Here is an 18,157-nt window from a genome sequence, read left to right on the forward strand (position 1 = left end):
GCTGATCACTTCTGCACCGTGATCCGGTCCGCCTTCGGCGGGTCCAGCGGCTTCTCCGCCGATGAGTTCGCCGCCAGGTAAGCGTTGAACGCCTCCAGGTCATCCCCGCCGACCAGCGGGTTCGCGCCCTTGCCCAGCTCCGTGAAGCCGTCCCCGCCACCCGCGAGGAAGGAGTTGACCGCCACCCGGTACGTCTTCGCCGGGTCGAGCGGCTCACCGTTCAGTTGCACCGAGTCGGCGACCACCCGGTCCGCGCCGGACTTGGTCATGTCCAGCGTGTACGTGACGCCGTCCGAGACCTGGAGGATCTTCGGGGACGCCTCGTTCGCGCCGCTGACCTGCTGCTTCAGCGCGGTGAGCAGCTGCTCACCGGTCAGGTCGACCAGGTTCACGGTGTTCCCGAACGGCTGCACCGTAAAGGCCTCGCCGTACGTCACCACACCGTCGCCCTCGTCGCCGCTCGCCTTGTGGACCAGATCGGAGCGGATGCCGCCGGGGTTCATCAGGGCCAACACGGCCTTGTCGTCCAGGGACTTGGCGTGGGCGAGCTGCGCGTCCGCGATCAGGTCGCCGAGCGGCTGCTCCAGCGTGCCCGCGCCACGGCCCGGGATGTCGGCGGAGATATGGCCCACGGGCTTGCTCGCGATGGGCTTGGCCAGCTTGTTCCAGCGCTCGATCAGGGACGTCATGTCGGCGGCCTTCGGCACGTCACGCCGTACGACGTGATTCTCCGACGCCACCGCCTTCACGCCCGTGCGCACGACGTCCTTCGTCTTGCGGTCGTACGTCAGCGTCGTATCCGTATAGAGCTTCCCGTACGACGACGCCGAGGTCACCATGCGCGGGTTGCCGTCCGGGTCCGGAAGTGTGCAGGCATACGCCTGGTGGGTGTGGCCGGTGACGATCGCGTCGACCTTCGGCGAGGTGTTCTTGGCGATGTCCGTGACCGGGCCCGAGATGCCGTCGCCGGGGCCGGGGCTGTCGCAGTCGTAGTTGTACGCCTGCGAGGCGGGCTCGCCGCCCTCGTGCAGGAGCGTGACGATCGACTTGACGCCCTGCTTGTCGAGTTCATCGGCGTACTTGTTGATCGTCTCGACCTCGTCGTGGAACTTCAGGCCCTTGATGCCCTCGGCCGAGACGATGTTCGGGGTGCCCTCCAGGGTCAGCCCGATGAAGCCGATCTTGACGCCGTTCTTCTCCCAGACCGTGTACGGCTTCAGGATCGGCTTGCCCGTCTTCTCGTCCGTCACATTCGCGGCGAGATACGGGAAGTCGGCGCCCTGGAAGACCTTGCCGTCCTCGTAGCAGCCGTCCTCCGGGTGGCAGCCGCCCTTCTGGATCCGCTCCAGTTCCTTGCGGCCCTCGTCGAACTCGTGGTTGCCGACGCCCGAGACGTCGAGCTTCAGCTTGTTCAGGGCCTCGACGGTCGGCTCGTCGTGGAAGAGGCCGGAGAGCAGCGGGCTGCCGCCGATCAGATCACCGGCCGCGGCCGTCACGCTGTACTCGTGGCCCTTGCGGGCCTTGCGCAGCGTGGTCGCCAGATACTCCACGCCGCCCGCGTCGACCTTCTCCTCCGTACCGTCCTCATGCCGCTCCACGACCTGCCCCGACGACCCGGCCGGCGGCTCCAGGTTCCCGTGGAAGTCATTGAAGGACAGGAGCTGTACGTCGACCGTACGCCCGCTCCCGGTCCCGGTCCCGCTCTCCCCGCCCGCCGCCGTGCCCTCGGCACCCGCGGGTATCGCCACCGCCGTGACGGCCGCGGCCGCGGCTATCGCCACCGCGCCCGCTATCAACCGGCCGCCGGACAGGCGCCGTTGTGGTCTGACTGACATCACTCCCCCAAGCTCCCCTCTTGCTCCTCGTCACTCCGGTTGCTCCGGACCCCGCGCAGCCTAGAGTCAACGCGCGTAGCGCAATAGGGGGTCGCGGGTTACGAGCTGGTTGCCGTTGACCGTCACCCAACCCCGGGAACCCCACGCGGAGTCGTAGGCTCAAAGACATGACAGACGCAGCCCCCGTGCCCCAGCGCTCGATCCTGACCCTCGACGCGCTCACCTCCGAGCAGTCCGAAGCGGTGCTCGCCCTGATCGCCGAGGCCGCCCGCACCGACGGCCAGCAGGCCGTGTCCGAACAGGGCAGGCTGCAGCTGCGGGGAGGACGGCGGGAAGGGGTCCGCCACCTGCTCCTCTACGTCGACGGCCTGCTGCTCGGCTATGCCCAACTGGAGGACACCGACCCGGTGGAGGCCCCCGTGGGCGAGCTGGTCGTGCACCCCGGGAGCCGCGGCCACGGCCACGGCCGGGCCCTGGGCAGCGCGCTGCTCGCCGCCTCCGGCAAGCGGCTGCGGGTCTGGGCGCACGGCGGCCACTCCGCGGCCCGGCACCTGGCACAGGTCCTCGGGCTCACGCTCTTCCGCGAACTGCGGCAGATGCGGCGGCCGTTGGCGGGCCTCGCGGACGAACTGCCGGACCCGGTGCTGCCCGAGGGCGTGACCGTCCGTACCTTCGTGCCGGGCGAGGACGACGCGGCCTGGCTCGCCGCCAACGCCGACGCGTTCGCACACCACCCCGAGCAGGGCGCGCTCACGCAGCGTGACCTGGACGACCGGAAGGCCGAGCCGTGGTTCGACCCGGCCGGGTTTTTCCTCGCCGAGTCGGCCGAGGGCCGCCTGCTCGGCTTCCACTGGACGAAGGTGCACGCGCGGGAGAGGCTCGGCGAGGTGTACGTCCTCGGGGTCCGTGCCGAGGCCCAGGGCGGCGGCCTCGGCAAGTCCCTCACCACGATCGGCCTGCGGCACCTGGCCGCGTCCGGCCTTCCGACGGCGATGCTCTACGTCGACGCCGACAACAAGGCGGCGGTCTCCGTCTACGAGCGGCTCGGCTTCGTCACACATGAGACGGACCTGATGTACCGCACCGAGACGTGATCCTCGGAGGGCCGGGGGGTGCCGGGGTCTGGGGTTCCGCCCCCAGACCCCGGCACCCCCCGGCACCCCTGGACAGGCGTCGTCCTCAATCGCCGGACGGGCCTCATCGAGTCGCCCTCCGATGACCCACAGGTCATGTCCCCGTAACCAGTGATTCAGCTGACCTTGCGAGGCTCACGGAATGAAGCCCGACGAGCCCGCGCGTCAACGGAACGGGAGAAGCCTCCCCGACCAGCGACTCGTCGGCGCGCCCGGTTCCGCCACGACGCGGAACAATGGGCTTATGCAGCGTTCTTCAGGGGGACGCCCCCCGAACCCCCCGGAGCCAAGTGCGAAGGCTCCGCTTCACCCCCAGCCCTCCGTCGGATCGATCGCCGCGCACCGCCCGCACACCGTGGCCGCCGCGGTCTCCGACCTGGAGCCGGACATCGACGCGGACCTGGATGTCTACGAGGAGCACGGCGGGGCCCCGGAGCTCCCGCAGGGCCGCTTCCTGGACCGGGAGCGCAGCTGGCTCGCGTTCAACGAGCGGGTGCTCGAGCTCGCCGAGGACCCGCACACCCCGCTCCTGGAGCGCGCCAACTTCCTGGCGATCTTCGCCTCGAACCTGGACGAGTTCTTCATGGTCCGGGTCGCGGGCCTCAAGCGCCGCATCGCCACCGGCGTCGCCACCCGCTCCGCCTCCGGCCTCCAGCCCCGCGAGGTCCTCGAGCTGATCTGGAACCGGACCCGGGAACTCCAGGCCCGGCACGCCGCCTGCTGCCAGGACGACGTGGCCCCGGCCCTCGCCGACGAGGGCATCAGCATCGTCCGCTGGGCCGAGCTCTCCGAGAAGGAGCAGGCCAGGCTCTTCACGCTGTTCCGGCAGCGGATCTTCCCGATCCTGACGCCGCTGGCCGTCGACCCGGCGCACCCGTTCCCGTACATCTCCGGCCTGTCCCTGAATCTGGCCGTGGTGGTCCGGAACCCGCTCAGCGGGCACCAGCACTTCGCCCGGGTCAAGGTGCCGCCGCTGCTCAACCGGTTCCTCGAGGCGTCCCCCGGGCGGTACGTCCCCATCGAGGACGTGATCGCGGCCCCGGCCCACCTGGAGGAGCTGTTCCCCGGCATGGAGGTGCTCGCGCACCACATGTTCCGGGTGACCCGCAACGAGGACCTCGAGGTCGAGGAGGACGACGCCGAGAACCTGCTCCAGGCCCTGGAGAAGGAGCTCATGCGGCGCCGCTTCGGGCCGCCGGTGCGCCTCGAGGTCGAGGAGTCCATCGACGAGTACGTCCTCGACCTGCTGATCCGCGAGCTGAAGATCTCCGAGGCCGAGGTCTACCCGCTGCCGGGCCCGCTCGACCTCACCGGCCTCTTCGGCATCGCGGGTCTGGACCGGCCGGAGCTGAAGTACCCGAAGTTCGTCGCGGGCACGCACCGTGACCTGGCCGAGGTCGAGTCGGCGTCCGCGCCGGACATCTTCGCGGCCCTGCGCGAGCGGGACGTGCTCCTGCACCACCCGTACGACAGCTTCTCCACCTCCGTACAGGCCTTCCTGGAGCAGGCCGCGGCCGACCCGGACGTCCTGGCGATCAAGCAGACGCTGTACCGGACCTCGGGTGACTCGCCGATCGTGGACGCCCTGATAGACGCCGCGGAGTCCGGCAAGCAGGTGCTCGTCCTGGTGGAGCTCAAGGCCCGCTTCGACGAGCAGGCCAACATCAAGTGGGCCCGCAAGCTGGAGGAGTCCGGCTGCCATGTGGTGTACGGGCTCGTCGGCCTGAAGACCCACTGCAAGCTGTCCCTCGTGGTCCGCCAGGAGGGCGAGACGCTGCGCCGCTACGCGCACGTGGGCACCGGGAACTACCACCCCAAGACCGCCCGGCTCTACGAGGACCTGGGCCTGCTCACCGCGGACCCGCAGGTCGGCGCGGACCTCTCCGACCTCTTCAACCGCCTGTCGGGCTACTCCCGCCGCGAGACCTACCGCCGCCTCCTGGTGGCGCCCAGGTCGCTGCGGGACGGCCTGATCACGCGGATCAACAACGAGATCAAGCAGCACCGCGCGGGCCGACCCGCGTACATCCGGATCAAGGTCAACTCGATGGTCGACGAGGCGGTCATCGACGCGCTCTACCGCGCATCGATGGCGGGGGTACCCGTCGACATCTGGGTCCGCGGGATCTGCGCGATCCGTCCGGGGGTCGCAGGACTCTCGGAGAACATCCGCGTCCGCTCGGTCCTGGGCCGCTTCCTGGAGCACTCCCGCATATTCGCCTTCGGCAACGGCGGGGAGCCCGAGGTCTGGATCGGCAGCGCGGACATGATGCACCGCAACCTCGACCGACGGATCGAGGCCCTGGTCCGGGTCACCGACCCGGCCCACCGCGCGGCGCTCAACCGGCTGATGGAGACCGGGATGGCGGACACCACCGCCTCCTGGCACCTCGGACCGGACGGGGACTGGACCAGACAAGCCATCGACCCCGAGGGTCAGCCGCTGCGGAACGTACAGGAGATGCTCATAGACGCCCGGAGGCGCCGGCGTGGCTCAGCGACACCCTGACCGTAACGACCCCGTTGCCGCGGCACCCGTGGCAGCCGCGACACCTGTAGCTGACGCGTCCACGGGGGAGTTCCTCGCGCGCTATCTGCGGGAGCAGGCCACGGAGTTCCTGCGCGCGCTGCGACAGCACCGCGAGAGCGGCGCGGAGGAGGCCACGGAACCGGCCCTGGCCCTGCGCGCCGCGGCCCGCCGCATCAGCGGCACCCTGCACACCTTCCGACCCCTCCTCGACGCGGCGTGGTCGGACGAACTGCGGGGCGAACTGGCCTGGCTCTCGGGCACGTTGGCGCGCGAGCACGCTTACGGCGCCCGGCTCGAACGGCTCCTTTCGGCACTGCACCGGCTGTCGCCGCCACCCCGTTCCGCTGTGGGCAGTCGTTCCGCTGGGGCGAAGGGGGCACCTCCTGCTCGAGCGCAGTCGAGAGTGAGGGAGGGTGGGCACGCGGAACCCCGCGGCGCGGGCCCAGCCGTCCCACCCCCCGCACCGGCCACGGACCGCAGCGGCCTGACGGTCGGCGCCGCAAAGGCAGGCGCGCTACTCGAACGCCAGTTGACCCTCGCCCGCACCCGCGCCCACTCCACAGCGCTCCAAGCCCTCGGCTCCTCCCGCTTCCACGCCGTCGCAGACCAGGTCGCCGTCCTGGCCAGCGACGTCCCCCTCCGCAAATCCGCCGCGGGCCACAGCCTCGCCCCGTTCGCCGCCGACGTGGAGGCCCGCCTCAACGAGGCCGTCGGCACCCTGCCGCTGCTCCGCGCCGGACACCCGTACAACGCCGAGGCCCTGCTCCACGGCCTCGCCGCCGACACCGCGCCGGAGGCACAGGACGGCCCCTGGCACCAGGTGCGGCTGCTTGTGCGGCTGCACCGCTACGCCCAGGAGGTCGTGTCCGACGGCGCCCCCGACGTACGCCTGATCGGCGCGGCCCAGGCGCTCGACCGGCACCGGGACGCGGCCGAGGCGGCGGCGGCCGCGGCCTCCGCGGCCCGTACCCCCCGCATCGCCCCGGCCACGGCGTACGCCCTCGGGGTGCTCCACGCCGACCAGCGGCACGACGTGGAGGCGGCGCGCTTCGCCTTCCACCGGGTCTGGCTGCGGGCCGCCGCCACGGAACCGGTCACGGCACCATGACCGGGCCCGAGGCGGAGGCAACGGTGTGGGCGGCGGGCTGCGTCCTGTGGCGCCGCTCCCCGTCCGGTGACATCGAGCTCGCCCTGGTCCACCGGCCGAAGTGGGAGGACTGGTCCCTGCCCAAGGGCAAGCTCAAGCCCGGTGAGGAGCCGCGCGACGCGGCCCTGCGCGAGGTCCTGGAGGAGACGGGCATGACCTGCGTCCTCGGGCCCGCGCTGCCGAACACGCACTACGTCGACGCCCAGAGCCGGCCGAAGGTGGTCTTCTACTGGGTGGCGGAGGCCACGGGCGGCGCCTTCCTGCCGAGCACGGAGATCAGCCGACTCGTCTGGCTGCCCCCGGCAACCGCTCTCGAGTGGCTGACGCACGAGCGCGACCGGGAGCTGATTCCCGCCGCGCTCGAGGCACTGCGGTCAGCCGGTGAGGTGTCCTGAGCGGCGTTCGGAAGAGCGCCCTGACATGCGTGCGGCCTTCTCATGGGTGGTGCTTTCTCAGGATCACCACGACCTGGCCGAAAAGCTGTCAGCATACGTCCGGATAGGCATGGTCCTGCACCATTGGCGCGGAGAACGCAAAGTAACCTCGCCGTGACCTAACCACACCGCCGCCCGAGGTTCACCCGCCGTTCACTCTCGACCTTCGGCCACTTCACCTGCCCTCCCTAATTTCGGCCTTACGCGATGCGTGGCGCCTCCCCAACCGCCGCGTCACGCCCAACCAAGACTTCGCACGCCGCCACCCCGGCCGGCGGCTCCTGGAAGGAACTCCCGAAAGTGAAGCTTCAGCGCAAGAACCGGCGGGCCCTCTCCCTCGGCGCTCTGGCCGTCTCCGGCGCCCTGGCCCTCACGGCGTGCGGCTCGGACGACACCGGAAACACCGGCGGTACGGGCGGCAAGGAGACCAACGCCGCCAACATCAAGTGTGACGACGCCAAGGGCCAGCTGGCCGCCTCCGGCTCGTCCGCCCAGAAGAACGCCATCGACGCCTGGGTCAAGCAGTACGTCCAGGCCTGCCAGGGCGTGCAGGTGCAGTACAACGCCACCGGCTCCGGCGCCGGTATCACCGCGTTCCTCCAGGGCCAGACCGCCTTCGCCGGTTCGGACTCCGCCCTGGAGCCGGAGGAGATCGAGAAGTCGAAGAAGGTCTGCAAGAACAGCCAGGCCATCGACCTGCCGATGGTCGGCGGCCCGATCGCCGTCGGCTACAACGTCCCCGGCGTGGACAACCTGGTCCTGGACGCCAAGACCCTGGCCCAGATCTTCGACGGCAAGATCAAGACCTGGGACGACGAGGCGATCAAGAAGCTGAACCCGGACGCCAAGCTCCCGTCCACCAAGATCCAGGCGTTCCACCGCTCCGACGAGTCCGGCACCACGGACAACTTCACCAAGTACCTCAAGGGCGCCGCCCCCGAGGCCTGGAAGTACGAGCCGGGCAAGACCTGGGAGGCCAAGGGCGGCCAGTCCGCGAACGGCTCCTCCGGTGTCGCGGCCCAGGTCAAGCAGACCCCGGGCGCCATCTCGTACTACGAGCTCTCCTACGCCGAGGGCACCAAGACCGTCGACCTGAAGACCGACGCCAAGGAGCCGGTCAAGGCCACCGTCGACAACGCCTCCAAGGCGATCGCCGAGGCCAAGGTCACCGGCAAGGGCAAGGACCTCGCCCTGGACCTCAACTACAAGCCGACCGCCGAGGGCGCGTACCCGATCACCCTGGTGACGTACGAAATCGTCTGCGAGAAGGGCAACAAGGCCGACACCCTGGCCGCCACCAAGTCCTTCCTCTCCTACATCTCCAGCGAGGACGGCCAGAACGTCCTCAAGGAGAACGACTACGCCCCGATCCCGAACGAGATCATCACGAAGGTCCGCGAGACCGTCGCGAACCTGAGCTGACCTCCCCGAGTGCGGCCGGTCTCGCCCTCCTGGGGCGGTCCGGCCGCACCGTCCGGTGCACCGCCGCCACGGAGCGCCTCTCCTCCACCGAGGAGATCTGCTCCGCAGACCGGAGAACCCCATGGACATATCTACGCAAAAAGCACCAACAGAAACCCCGCCCCCGTCCGCCCCCGAACCCGCCGCCCTCAAGGGCAGCACGGGCGCCACCCGCCCCGGCGACAAGATCTTCCTCGGTCTTTCGCGCGGCTCCGGCATCGCCCTGCTCGCCATCATGGCGGCCATCGCGGCGTTCCTGACGTACCGCGCGGTCCTCGCGCTCCAGGACAACACGGGCAACTTCCTCACCACGTTCGAGTGGGACGCCACCGCGATCCCGCCGAAGTTCGGCATCGCCGTCCTGGCCTTCGGCACGATCGTGAGCTCGATCATCGCCCTGGCGATCGCGGTTCCGATCGCCGTCGGCATCGCGCTGTTCATCTCGCACTACGCCCCGCGCAAGCTGGCCGCGCCGATCGCGTACGTCATCGACCTGCTCGCCGCGGTGCCCTCCATCGTGTACGGCCTCTGGGGCGCCCTCGTGCTCGCGCCCAACCTCGGCGGCCTCTACAGCTGGCTCGACGACTACTTCGGCTGGACCGGCGTCTTCGAGTACGCGGGCGGCGCCCCGCGCTCCCTGATGACCGTCGGCATCCTCCTGGCGATCATGATCCTGCCGATCGTCACCAACGTCAGCCGCGAGGTCTTCCTCCAGGTCCCGAAGATGCACGAGGAGGCCGCCCTGGCCCTCGGCGCGACCCGCTGGGAAGTCATCCGGATGTCGGTGCTCCCCTTCGGCCGCTCCGGCGTCATCAGCGCCTCGATGCTGGGCCTGGGCCGCGCGCTCGGCGAGACCATCGCCGTCGCCACCGTGCTCTCCCCCAGCTTCCTCATCCAGCCCTCGGTGCTCGACCCGGGCGGCGGCACCTTCGCCCAGAACATCGCCAGCAAGTTCAACGAGGCCACTGAGTACGGCCGGGACGCCCTGATCGCCTCCGGTCTGGTCCTCTTCGTCATCACCCTGCTGGTCAACGGCGCGGCCCGCATGATCATCGCGCGCCGCAAGGAGTACTCGGGGGCCAACGCATGAGCACCGCCACCATTCAACCGCCCACGCAGGGCCCGGGCACCGGCTCCGGCCTTCGCGCGGCCCGCCTGCCCCGCTGGGCACCGTTCGTCATCGCGCTCGGCTCCGCCGCGGCGGGCGTCGGCATCGGGATCGGCGCCGGTCTTCAGAGCCGGGTGCAGTGGGGCCTGATCGCGGCCCTCCTGTTCGTGGTCGTCTCGTACGCCATGGCCGCCAAGGTCGAGGGCAAGCGGCAGGCGAAGGACCACTTCGCCACCTCGATGATCTGGGTGACCTTCCTGCTCGCGGTCGTCCCGCTGGCCTCCCTGCTCTGGGAGACCGTGGAGCGGGGCATCAAGGTCCTCGATGTCTTCTTCCTGACCCACTCGATGGGCGTCGTCGCCGACCAGGAAGTGGGCGGCGGCATCAACCACGCCATCATCGGCACCCTGCAGCAGGTGGGCCTGGCCTCCCTGATCGCGGTGCCGATCGGCATCCTGACGGCGATCTACCTCGTCGAGTACGGCCGCGGCTGGCTCGCGAAGGTCGTCACCTTCTTCGTCGACGTCATGACGGGTATCCCGTCGATCGTCGCGGGTCTGTTCGTCCTCAGCTTCTGGATCCTGATCCTGGGCTTCGACTTCTCCGGCTGGGCGGGCGCCATGGCGCTCTCGATCCTGATGATGCCGGTGGTCGTCCGCTCCACCGAGGAGATGCTCAAGCTCGTCCCGAACGAGCTGCGCGAGGCGTCCCTCGCCCTGGGCGTGCCGAAGTGGCGGACCATCCTCAAGGTGGTCCTGCCGACGGCGATCGGCGGCATCACGACCGGCGTCATGCTGGCCGTGGCCCGTATCGCCGGTGAGACCGCCCCGGTCCTGCTCCTGGTCTGGGTGAACCCCTTCATCAACAGCAACCCGTTCGACGGGGCCCAGGGCTCCCTGCCGCTGTACATCTACCAGCAGTACGCGGCGGGCAGCACGGCCTCCTACGACCGGGCCTGGGCGGCGGCCCTCACCCTCATCGCCTTCATCATGATCCTCAACATCGTGGCCCGCGGCATAGCCCGCTGGAAGGCCCCGAAGACCGGCCGCTGACTGCGCGGCACCAGAAAGTGAAGTGACAGCAATGGCCAAGCGAATCGACGTCAGCGGTCTCACCGCCTACTACGGCAGCCACAAGGCAATCGACGACATCTCCATGACGGTCGAGCCCCGCTCGGTGACGGCCTTCATCGGCCCGTCCGGCTGCGGCAAGTCGACGTTCCTGCGCACCCTGAACCGCATGCACGAGGTCACCCCCGGTGGCCGCGTCGAGGGCAAGGTGCTCCTGGACGGCGACGACCTGTACGCCTCGGGCATCGACCCCGTGAACGTACGCCGCACCATCGGCATGGTCTTCCAGCGCCCGAACCCGTTCCCGACGATGTCGATCTTCGACAACGTGGCGGCGGGCCTGCGCCTCAACGGCATGGCGAAGAAGAAGTCCGAGCTCCAGGACGTGGTCGAGAAGTCCCTGAAGGGCGCGAACCTCTGGAACGAGGTCAAGGACCGTCTGAACAAGCCCGGCTCGGGCCTGTCGGGTGGTCAGCAGCAGCGCCTCTGCATCGCACGGGCGATCGCGGTGGAGCCGCAGGTCCTGCTGATGGACGAGCCCTGCTCGGCCCTGGACCCGATCTCCACGCTGGCGATCGAGGACCTGATCGGCGACCTGAAGGAACGCTTCACGATCGTCATCGTGACGCACAACATGCAGCAGGCGGCCCGTGTCTCGGACCGCACGGCGTTCTTCAACCTGGCGGCGGTGGGCCAGCCCGGCAAGCTCATCGAGATCGACGAGACGGAACGCATCTTCTCCAACCCGTCCGTCCAGGCCACCGAGGACTACATCTCCGGCCGCTTCGGCTGACCGGACGTCCCCCGTGACTGCTGTGCGGTGCTGCATGGCGGTGCCACCGCACGGCAAGGGCCCGCACCCCGGGAGGGGTGCGGGCCCATTTGTATGGCGGGGGTCTGGGGGCGGAGCCCCCAGTTACCCGCCTACAGGAACGCCAGGTTCACAACCCAGAAGCTCAGCGCAGCGACAAGCGCAGCCGCCGGCATCGTGATGAACCACCCCAGGATGATGTTCTTCGCGACGCCCCAACGCACCGCGTTGACCCGCTTCGTCGCGCCCACACCCATGATCGCCGACGTAATCACGTGCGTCGTGGAGATCGGCGCGTGGAACATGAACGCCGTAGTGAACATGATCCCGGCACCCGTCGTCTCCGCCGCGAACCCCTGCGGCGGGTCCAGCTCGATGATCTTCCGCCCGAGGGTCCGCATGATCCGCCACCCACCGGCGTACGTACCGAGCGACAGCATCACCGCACACGCGATCTTCACCCAGACCGGAATCGGATCCCCGGGGTTCTCGACGTCGGCGATGACGAGCGCCATCACCACGATGCCCATCGTCTTCTGCGCGTCCTGAAGACCGTGACCGAGCGCCATCCCCGCCGCCGACACCGTCTGCGCGATCCGGAAGCCGCGCTTGGCCTTGTGCGGGTTGGACTTGCGGAACATCCACATGATCGCGCACATCACCAGGTACCCGACGAGCAGCCCGACGACCGGCGACACGAACATGGGGATGACGATCTTCTCGATCACCCCGGACCAGAGCACGCCGATCCCACCGGCAAGCGCCGCCCCCACGAGCCCGCCGAACAGCGCGTGCGACGAGGACGACGGCAGCCCGTAGTACCAGGTGATCAGGTTCCAGACGATCGCCCCGACCAGGGCGGCGAAGAGAATCCCCATCCCCTTCGAGCCCGCGGGCGTCTCGATCAGGCCCTCACTGACGGTCTTGGCGACACCGCTGCCCAGGAAGGCACCGGCCAGGTTCATCACCGCGGCCATCGCGAGCGCGGCCCGCGGGGTCAGGGCTCGCGTCGACACCGAGGTGGCGATGGCGTTCGCCGAATCGTGGAAGCCATTGGTGTACGTGAAGAAGAGCGCGACCCCGACGGTCACGACAAGGGCAAAGGTGTCCACGAGGTTCAGGACTCCTTGACCGCGATGGTCTCCACGGTGTTGGCGACGTGCTCGAACGCGTCGGCCGCCTCCTCAAGAACGTCCACGATCTGCTTCAGCTTCAGCACCTCGATCGCGTCGTATTTGCCGTTGAAGAGGTGCGCGAGCAGCTTCCGGTGGATCTGGTCGGCCTGGTTCTCGAGCCGGTTGACCTCGATCCAGTACTCCGTGAGGTTCTCCATCGTCCGCAGGTGCGGCATCGCCTCGGCGGTCAGCTCGGCCGCCCGCGCGATCACCTCGATCTGCTGCTCGACGCCCTTGGGGAGCTCCTCGATCTGGTACAGGACGACCAGGTCGACGGCCTCCTCCATGAAGTCCATGATGTCGTCGAGGGACGAGGCGAGTTTGTAGATGTCCTCGCGGTCGAAGGGCGTAATGAACGAGGAGTTCAGCTGGTGGAAGATCGCGTGTGTAGCGTCGTCCCCCGCGTGCTCCGCGGCCCGCATCCGCTCTGCGATCTCGGCCCGGGCGGAAGCGTCCGCCCCGAGCAGTTCCATGAGGAGCTTGGAGCCCGTGACGATGTTGTCCGCGGAGGCGGAGAACATGTCGTAAAAGCTCGTCTCCCTCGGGGTCAGACGAAAGCGCACGTGGGGTCCTCGGGGTGCTCTGGTTTCGGTCAGGCTGATGCTAGGCGCATCATCCGGCCACGGCTAACGGGCCGTCCTCCAGTGTCGCCCATCAGGGAGCGTCCTTGGCACGGGGTCCGTCCCGGGGTAGGAAATATCGGGTACGCTATACCTACCCGGGGTATCGAAGCCCTTGCGTCGCAAGGCGCCGCCGACCAGGCTCGACAGAACCCACCACCGGGTAAGTACGGATAAGCACGGACCGACAAGCACGACGTACGTCACACACCTACGTCACCGGCCGACGAACAGCACGAGACTCCTGGAGGACGCGATGACGACCACCGAAGCCGGCGCGGCGGCCACCGCGGCGCCCTCCACGGAAGCGACGCCCGCCGACAGCACGGTCACCGACCACGACCGCGGCGTGCACGGCTACCACAAGCAGAAGGACGAGCACCTCAAGCGCCTGCGCCGGATCGAGGGCCAGATCCGCGGCCTGCAGCGGATGGTCGACGAGGACGTCTACTGCATCGACATACTCACCCAGGTCTCGGCCTCCACGAAGGCCCTCCAGTCCTTCGCCCTCCAGCTCCTCGAAGAGCACCTGCGGCACTGCGTGGCGGACGCGGCCGTCAAGGGCGGCGAGGAGATCGACGCGAAGGTGGAGGAAGCGACCAAGGCGATCGCGCGGCTGCTGCGTACGTGATCTTCCTGGGGGCTGCGCCCCCAGACCCCCCTTCGTCGCGCTAAACGCACTCGTCCTCGAACGCCGGACGGGCTGATTCATGCACCCGCAGCACCTCATCGATCCGGGCGACGCTCAGCCGCCCCTCCGCCGCCGACGCCGCGATGATCAGTTCGCCGCACAACTCGATCTCGGCGAGGGCAACGTGGTCGTGGACCGCCGCCTTGCTGGGCATCGCAGCCACGTACATCACCTCTTCCCGGCCGTCACCGAATTCCTAGAGTAGGGAGCGCCCTACGCACCGCGCATGGCACGGACGGGCTATTTGCGGTGCCGGGCCTGGCGTGAAATCGGCCTGATCCCATCGGTCCGGGCGGCTCGCCGCACGTCCTACCGCTCGGCGATCTGCCCCGCGAAAATGTCCTCATCCTTGGGCAGTTGGGCCCGAACCGGCGCCCCGAACCGGTACAGAACCGTCGTCGACACCACGGCCATCGCCTCCGCGCTACGACCCGCATCCTGGTTGGCGACGCTGAACCGGTGGCGAATCTTGCGCAGTCGCCCCTCATCGTCGAGGTACGCGTCGAACGGCACCGTGGCCTTGGCGAACCCTTTCGCCGCCGCCTCGAACACCTTCTGGTTCTCCGCGGCGGCGAGCTCCGCCGCCCGCCCGAGGTCCGCCGTGCCGCGGTAGTGCCGTACGCGCGTGCCGTCGACGAGCTTCTTCTCGCCCACGTACGTCACCTCGCGCGCCCCGCGCAGGAGTTCGGCCGCGGCCATCGGATCGGTGGCGCCGCCGGTGACGAGGTTGCCGTCGGACAGCGCGGCCGTATCGATTCGTACCCATTTGTCCGCCGGGACGCCCGCGCCGCGGTTCTTCATGTACAGGGCGCCCGGCGCGAAGAGTTCGGTGATGGGCCTGTGCTTGTCGACTCCGGCCGGGTCCTGCGGAAGCAGCACGGTGAGCCGGCCGGTCCGCTTCCGGAAGTCGTACGCGCCCTCGCCGCGGATGGTGACCCGGGTGCCGCCGGTCGCCGTCTCCATGGACGTACGCGCCACGGCGCTGCCCTCGTCCGTCAGCACCAGGGCCGCACGGCGCACCGCGTTCGTCGCTTCCGCCGGGTCCACCGCGCCGGGCTGGTCGCTCGCCGCGGCGCCACCCCCGGCGCACCCGGCCGTGGCGAACATCAGCGAGGCCACGGCCCCGGCCGTCACCGCGGAGGCGAGTGCTCCGCTTCCTCGCTCGGGTCCGCGCCCGCGCCCGTGCCCGCGTCCGCGCGTCTGCGCGTGCTGCCGCACCACCATCGTTCCGCTTACCCCCAACACTGGCCGGTCCTGCGGCCCCTTTCCGCTCCACTTAACGACCGGTCCGTACGCCCGTCACGGAGCCCGCACGGAGCCGACGCGGAGCTGGCGCCGGGCGGCAGTTCACCCGTGGCCGTTACCGTGGCCCGCGTGTCTCCGTACGAAGACCCCTCGGAAGCCACCGAGCACCGCACCACCACGGTCGAGCAGGGCCGTTTCTGCGCGGCCCGCTGTAGTTGCGGCTGGCGCGGCCCGGCCCGCCGCGCCCGCTCGAAGGCCCGCACGGACGCCGAGGAGCACAGGGCGGCGGCCTGAGCCGGGAATGAAGTCGCTGGGGCATGGCGCCTGAGCCACGATGGCGGGATCGTGGCGGAGTGCCGGGCGGTCCGGGCGGTCCGGGCAGTCCGGGCGGTCCGGGCAGTCCGGCCAGTCCGGGCGGCGTCGCGTAATAGCCACGTCGCGACGGTGCGTCAATGCGTCACGGGTGGAACCCGGCCACCACCCCTGCCGTCTCGTCCCCCGGGAGGCGACATGAACCGCAGGACAGAGACACAGAATCACCAGGCCACCGCAGGAGGTGTGGCCCGTCGGCAGGCGCTCACCGCGGGGGCCGCGCTCGCCCTCGGCGCGGGCCTGACCGCATGCAGCAAAGGGGGCGGAAGCGGCACTCCGACGGACACCGCGCACACCGCGCATACGTCGAGCAGCTCGACCGCCGCGCAGAGCGCGGGCGGTGGGCCGACCCGCGCCCCGTCGGGCCGCGCCTGGAGCGCGCTCGGCAAGGGGCTCGACGGCGAGCTCGTCCGCCCGGGCGATGCCGACTGGGCCTCGGCGCGCCAGCTCTACAACACGCGTTACGACACGTTGAAGCCCGCGGGCGTCGCGTACGTGGCGCACGCCGAGGACGTCCGCACGGCCCTGGAGTTCGCGCGCAAGCACAAGACGCCGGTCTCCATCCGCAACGGCGGCCATTCCTACGCGGGTTGGTCCTCCGGCGACGGCCGCCTGATCATCGACGTGTCGAAGCTCGCCACGGTGCGGGCCTCCGGCTCGGCGGCCACGATCGGCGCGGGCGCGAAGCTCATCGACGTCTACCGGTCGCTCGCCGCGAAGGGCACGACCATTCCGGCCGGTTCCTGCCCGTCCGTCGGCGTCTCCGGGCTCACACTCGGCGGCGGCCACGGCGTCACCTCCCGGGCATACGGCCTGACCTGCGACAGCCTCACGCAGGCGACCCTGATCACGGCCGACGGGCGCCAACTCACCTGTTCCAAGAGCGAGAACGCCAATCTGTTCTGGGCGCTGCGCGGCGCGGGCAACGGCAACTTCGGCGTCGTCACCGAGCTGCGCTTCCGTACCCACCCGGCGCCGCAGGCCGTCACGGCGTTCATGACGTGGCCGTGGAGCAAGGCGGCCAAGGTGCTCGCGGCCTGGCAGAAGTGGGGCCCGGACCAGGACGACGAGATCTGGTCGGCGCTGCACCTGGCCGCGGCCCCCGGCGGCGGCCCGACCATCAACATCGCGGCGTTCTCGCTCGGCGGCTACACCGAGCTGCAGAACGCGGTCGACCGCCTGGCCGACGGCCCCGGCGGACCCGGCCCGGCGAGCAACGTCTCGCTGAAGCGCCGCTCGTACGCGGAGGCCATGGAGATCTACGCGGGCTGCTCCGGCTTCGAGGACGACGACCAGTGCCATCTGCCCGGCACCACGCCGGGGCGGGACGCGGCGGGCGTGCTCCAGCGGGAGACGTACGCGGCCACCTCCGACTTCTACGACCGGAACCTGTCGGAGGCCGGGATCCGGACGCTGCTCTCCCAGGTCGAGCAGGTCAAGGGCGGCCCGGGCTCGGTCGCGCTCACCTCGCTCGGCGGGGCGATCAACCGGGTCGACCCGACGGCTACGGCCTTCGTGCACCGGCGCAGCCGGGTGCTCGCGCAGTACATCGGCGCGTGGAAGGCGGGCACGTCCGGCAAGGCGGCGCAAGGCTGGCTGAAAGACACCCACGGGGCGATGCGGCGGTACGCCTCCGGGGCGGCGTACCAGAACTACCCGGACCCGTCGCTGAGCAACTGGCGTACGGCGTACTACGGTTCGGCGGCCGGGCGGCTCGCGAAGCTGAAGAAGCAGTACGACCCGGACCGGATGTTCGACTTCCCACAGGCGCTCTGACTGTCCAGCCCGTCCGGCGTTTGAGGACCGGGGGTCCGGGGGCAGAGCCCCCGGTTTCGGGAAGGGGCAGGGCTGGGGAAGAAAGCCCGCCGCAGGCGCCATCCCCCGTACGGCCCCCTCCACTCCCCCCGTACGGCCCAGCCACGCAGCCCCCCGCTGGCCCCGCCCAAGGACTCGCGTTGCCCTGAAAGGGTCCATCCGACCCCAACCCCGACAGGGCAGGGCACCATGACCGGATCGCACCAGCCACGAATAGCTCCGCTCGGCTCCGCAGCCGCCGCGGCCCTCGTCCTGGGCCTCGGCGCCGCACAGCCAGCCGCCGCGGCCGAACAGCATCCATCGGCCGAAGCCACCACCACGACGCGGAGCGTCGCCGCCGAGCACTCCGAGGCGGGCCCGCTGGCCCTCGGTTCCGCGGCGGTCGCCGCGGGCGCGGCCGTCATCGGCGTCGTGATGCTGCGCAGGCGCCGCCCCGAGGACGACGCTTCGGACGGAGAGGACTGAGCCCCCGCCCCCGGCGGCATCACCAAAGTCCGCGCAGCGCGCCCAGTACGCGCAGTACGTGCAGTCCACGCAGTACGCGCAGCCCACGAAGTCCGCGAAGGGAAGGCCGTACGGCGGTCAGGGTGATGTTCGGCGGTTCGGTGCTCTGCGTTCTTGGCGCCGTACTCCTGTACTGCTTCCCGTACTTGGAGCACGCGACGCGCACGGCGGTGACGGCGTGGGTGGCCGCCCTGACCGGAGGCTGA

The 18,157-nt window shown here is 70.0% G+C and carries 18 protein-coding genes; 13 read left to right on the forward strand and 5 right to left on the reverse strand.

Annotation, left to right across the window (positions count from 1 at the left end):
- Nucleotides 1–5 precede the first annotated feature (5 nt).
- Nucleotides 6–1,835 (reverse strand): bifunctional metallophosphatase/5'-nucleotidase, encoded by a 1,830-nt coding sequence (locus ACWD10_RS30230; RefSeq protein ID WP_451096626.1) that lies wholly within the window; start codon nucleotides 1,833–1,835, stop codon nucleotides 6–8.
- 167 nt (nucleotides 1,836–2,002) lie between these two features.
- Here ACWD10_RS30230 and mshD point away from each other — a divergent pair, with 167 nt between their 5' ends.
- The 8 genes from mshD to pstB all read left to right on the forward strand — a co-directional run bounded on the left by mshD (nucleotide 2,003) and on the right by pstB (nucleotide 11,511).
- Nucleotides 2,003–2,929: a mycothiol synthase gene (mshD, locus tag ACWD10_RS30235; RefSeq protein ID WP_451096628.1), complete on the forward strand. Its 927-nt coding sequence runs from the start codon at nucleotides 2,003–2,005 to the stop codon at nucleotides 2,927–2,929.
- Nucleotides 2,930–3,110: 181 nt separating this feature from the next.
- Entirely contained in the window at nucleotides 3,111–5,477 is a 2,367-nt protein-coding gene (locus ACWD10_RS30240) for an RNA degradosome polyphosphate kinase (protein ID WP_451096630.1), read from the forward strand.
- Nucleotides 5,458–6,606 carry a CHAD domain-containing protein gene (locus ACWD10_RS30245; protein WP_451096632.1) on the forward strand — a complete coding sequence of 383 codons (1,149 nt, stop codon included), beginning with the start codon at nucleotides 5,458–5,460 and terminating at the stop codon, nucleotides 6,604–6,606. Before ACWD10_RS30240 ends, ACWD10_RS30245 begins: the two co-directional genes overlap by 20 nt.
- Nucleotides 6,603–7,040: an NUDIX hydrolase gene (locus ACWD10_RS30250; protein ID WP_451096634.1), complete on the forward strand. Its 438-nt coding sequence runs from the start codon at nucleotides 6,603–6,605 to the stop codon at nucleotides 7,038–7,040. The genes ACWD10_RS30245 and ACWD10_RS30250 overlap by 4 nt, the downstream gene beginning before the upstream one ends.
- A gap of 339 nt (nucleotides 7,041–7,379) precedes the next feature.
- A complete protein-coding gene (gene pstS, locus ACWD10_RS30255) occupies nucleotides 7,380–8,501 on the forward strand; it encodes a phosphate ABC transporter substrate-binding protein PstS (RefSeq protein WP_451096636.1) in 1,122 nt (373 codons plus the stop codon).
- Nucleotides 8,502–8,622: 121 nt separating this feature from the next.
- Nucleotides 8,623–9,630 (forward strand): phosphate ABC transporter permease subunit PstC, encoded by a 1,008-nt coding sequence (gene pstC, locus ACWD10_RS30260; RefSeq protein WP_451096638.1) that lies wholly within the window; start codon nucleotides 8,623–8,625, stop codon nucleotides 9,628–9,630.
- Nucleotides 9,627–10,700: a phosphate ABC transporter permease PstA gene (gene pstA, locus ACWD10_RS30265; RefSeq protein ID WP_451096640.1), complete on the forward strand. Its 1,074-nt coding sequence runs from the start codon at nucleotides 9,627–9,629 to the stop codon at nucleotides 10,698–10,700. The genes pstC and pstA overlap by 4 nt, the downstream gene beginning before the upstream one ends.
- A gap of 31 nt (nucleotides 10,701–10,731) precedes the next feature.
- Nucleotides 10,732–11,511 carry a phosphate ABC transporter ATP-binding protein PstB gene (gene pstB, locus ACWD10_RS30270; protein WP_451096642.1) on the forward strand — a complete coding sequence of 260 codons (780 nt, stop codon included), beginning with the start codon at nucleotides 10,732–10,734 and terminating at the stop codon, nucleotides 11,509–11,511.
- Nucleotides 11,512–11,642: 131 nt separating this feature from the next.
- Here pstB and ACWD10_RS30275 read toward each other — a convergent pair whose 3' ends face one another.
- Together ACWD10_RS30275 and ACWD10_RS30280 are read right to left on the reverse strand one after the other, a co-directional pair.
- Nucleotides 11,643–12,641 (reverse strand): anion permease, encoded by a 999-nt coding sequence (locus ACWD10_RS30275; RefSeq protein WP_451096644.1) that lies wholly within the window; start codon nucleotides 12,639–12,641, stop codon nucleotides 11,643–11,645.
- A gap of 5 nt (nucleotides 12,642–12,646) precedes the next feature.
- Nucleotides 12,647–13,267, reverse strand: coding sequence for a DUF47 domain-containing protein (locus ACWD10_RS30280; RefSeq protein ID WP_451096646.1), 621 nt, complete (start codon nucleotides 13,265–13,267; stop codon nucleotides 12,647–12,649).
- 313 nt (nucleotides 13,268–13,580) lie between these two features.
- On the opposite strand from ACWD10_RS30280, the gene ACWD10_RS30285 reads away from it, so the two are divergent.
- A complete protein-coding gene (locus ACWD10_RS30285; RefSeq protein WP_451096648.1) occupies nucleotides 13,581–13,955 on the forward strand; it encodes a metal-sensitive transcriptional regulator in 375 nt (124 codons plus the stop codon).
- 40 nt (nucleotides 13,956–13,995) lie between these two features.
- Here the strand turns inward: ACWD10_RS30285 and ACWD10_RS30290 are convergent, their stop codons facing one another.
- On the reverse strand, nucleotides 13,996–14,184 hold the full coding sequence (locus ACWD10_RS30290) for a hypothetical protein (RefSeq protein WP_451096650.1): 189 nt from the start codon (nucleotides 14,182–14,184) through the stop codon (nucleotides 13,996–13,998).
- Between the two features lie 140 nt (nucleotides 14,185–14,324).
- Nucleotides 14,325–15,239: a hypothetical protein gene (locus ACWD10_RS30295; RefSeq protein WP_451096694.1), complete on the reverse strand. Its 915-nt coding sequence runs from the start codon at nucleotides 15,237–15,239 to the stop codon at nucleotides 14,325–14,327.
- A gap of 150 nt (nucleotides 15,240–15,389) precedes the next feature.
- Between ACWD10_RS30295 and ACWD10_RS30300 the strand changes: the two genes are divergently transcribed.
- From ACWD10_RS30300 to ACWD10_RS30315, 4 genes are all read left to right on the forward strand, one after another.
- Complete coding sequence (locus tag ACWD10_RS30300) at nucleotides 15,390–15,554, forward strand: hypothetical protein (RefSeq protein ID WP_451096652.1); 165 nt, start codon at nucleotides 15,390–15,392, stop codon at nucleotides 15,552–15,554.
- A gap of 216 nt (nucleotides 15,555–15,770) precedes the next feature.
- A complete protein-coding gene (locus ACWD10_RS30305) occupies nucleotides 15,771–17,408 on the forward strand; it encodes an FAD-binding oxidoreductase (protein WP_451096654.1) in 1,638 nt (545 codons plus the stop codon).
- Nucleotides 17,409–17,636: 228 nt separating this feature from the next.
- Nucleotides 17,637–17,912 (forward strand): hypothetical protein, encoded by a 276-nt coding sequence (locus tag ACWD10_RS30310; protein WP_451096656.1) that lies wholly within the window; start codon nucleotides 17,637–17,639, stop codon nucleotides 17,910–17,912.
- Between the two features lie 122 nt (nucleotides 17,913–18,034).
- Nucleotides 18,035–18,157 carry a hypothetical protein gene (locus ACWD10_RS30315; RefSeq protein ID WP_451096658.1) on the forward strand — a complete coding sequence of 41 codons (123 nt, stop codon included), beginning with the start codon at nucleotides 18,035–18,037 and terminating at the stop codon, nucleotides 18,155–18,157.

This window comes from Streptomyces sp. NPDC002851, assembly GCF_053591935.1.

Bases quoted from the DNA above. Each gene is read 5' to 3' on its own strand.
- ACWD10_RS30230 (WP_451096626.1), bottom strand. From the start codon at position 1,835: ATGTCAGTCAGACCACAACGGCGCCTGTCCGGCGGCCGGTTGATAGCG.
- pstA (WP_451096640.1), top strand. From the start codon at position 9,627: ATGAGCACCGCCACCATTCAACCGCCCACGCAGGGCCCGGGCACCGGC.
- pstB (WP_451096642.1), top strand. From the start codon at position 10,732: ATGGCCAAGCGAATCGACGTCAGCGGTCTCACCGCCTACTACGGCAGC.
- ACWD10_RS30250 (WP_451096634.1), top strand. From the start codon at position 6,603: ATGACCGGGCCCGAGGCGGAGGCAACGGTGTGGGCGGCGGGCTGCGTC.
- ACWD10_RS30240 (WP_451096630.1), top strand. From the start codon at position 3,111: ATGAAGCCCGACGAGCCCGCGCGTCAACGGAACGGGAGAAGCCTCCCC.
- ACWD10_RS30285 (WP_451096648.1), top strand. From the start codon at position 13,581: ATGACGACCACCGAAGCCGGCGCGGCGGCCACCGCGGCGCCCTCCACG.
- ACWD10_RS30310 (WP_451096656.1), top strand. From the start codon at position 17,637: ATGACCGGATCGCACCAGCCACGAATAGCTCCGCTCGGCTCCGCAGCC.
- ACWD10_RS30290 (WP_451096650.1), bottom strand. From the start codon at position 14,184: ATGTACGTGGCTGCGATGCCCAGCAAGGCGGCGGTCCACGACCACGTT.
- mshD (WP_451096628.1), top strand. From the start codon at position 2,003: ATGACAGACGCAGCCCCCGTGCCCCAGCGCTCGATCCTGACCCTCGAC.
- ACWD10_RS30295 (WP_451096694.1), bottom strand. From the start codon at position 15,239: ATGGTGGTGCGGCAGCACGCGCAGACGCGCGGACGCGGGCACGGGCGC.
- ACWD10_RS30305 (WP_451096654.1), top strand. From the start codon at position 15,771: ATGAACCGCAGGACAGAGACACAGAATCACCAGGCCACCGCAGGAGGT.
- pstC (WP_451096638.1), top strand. From the start codon at position 8,623: ATGGACATATCTACGCAAAAAGCACCAACAGAAACCCCGCCCCCGTCC.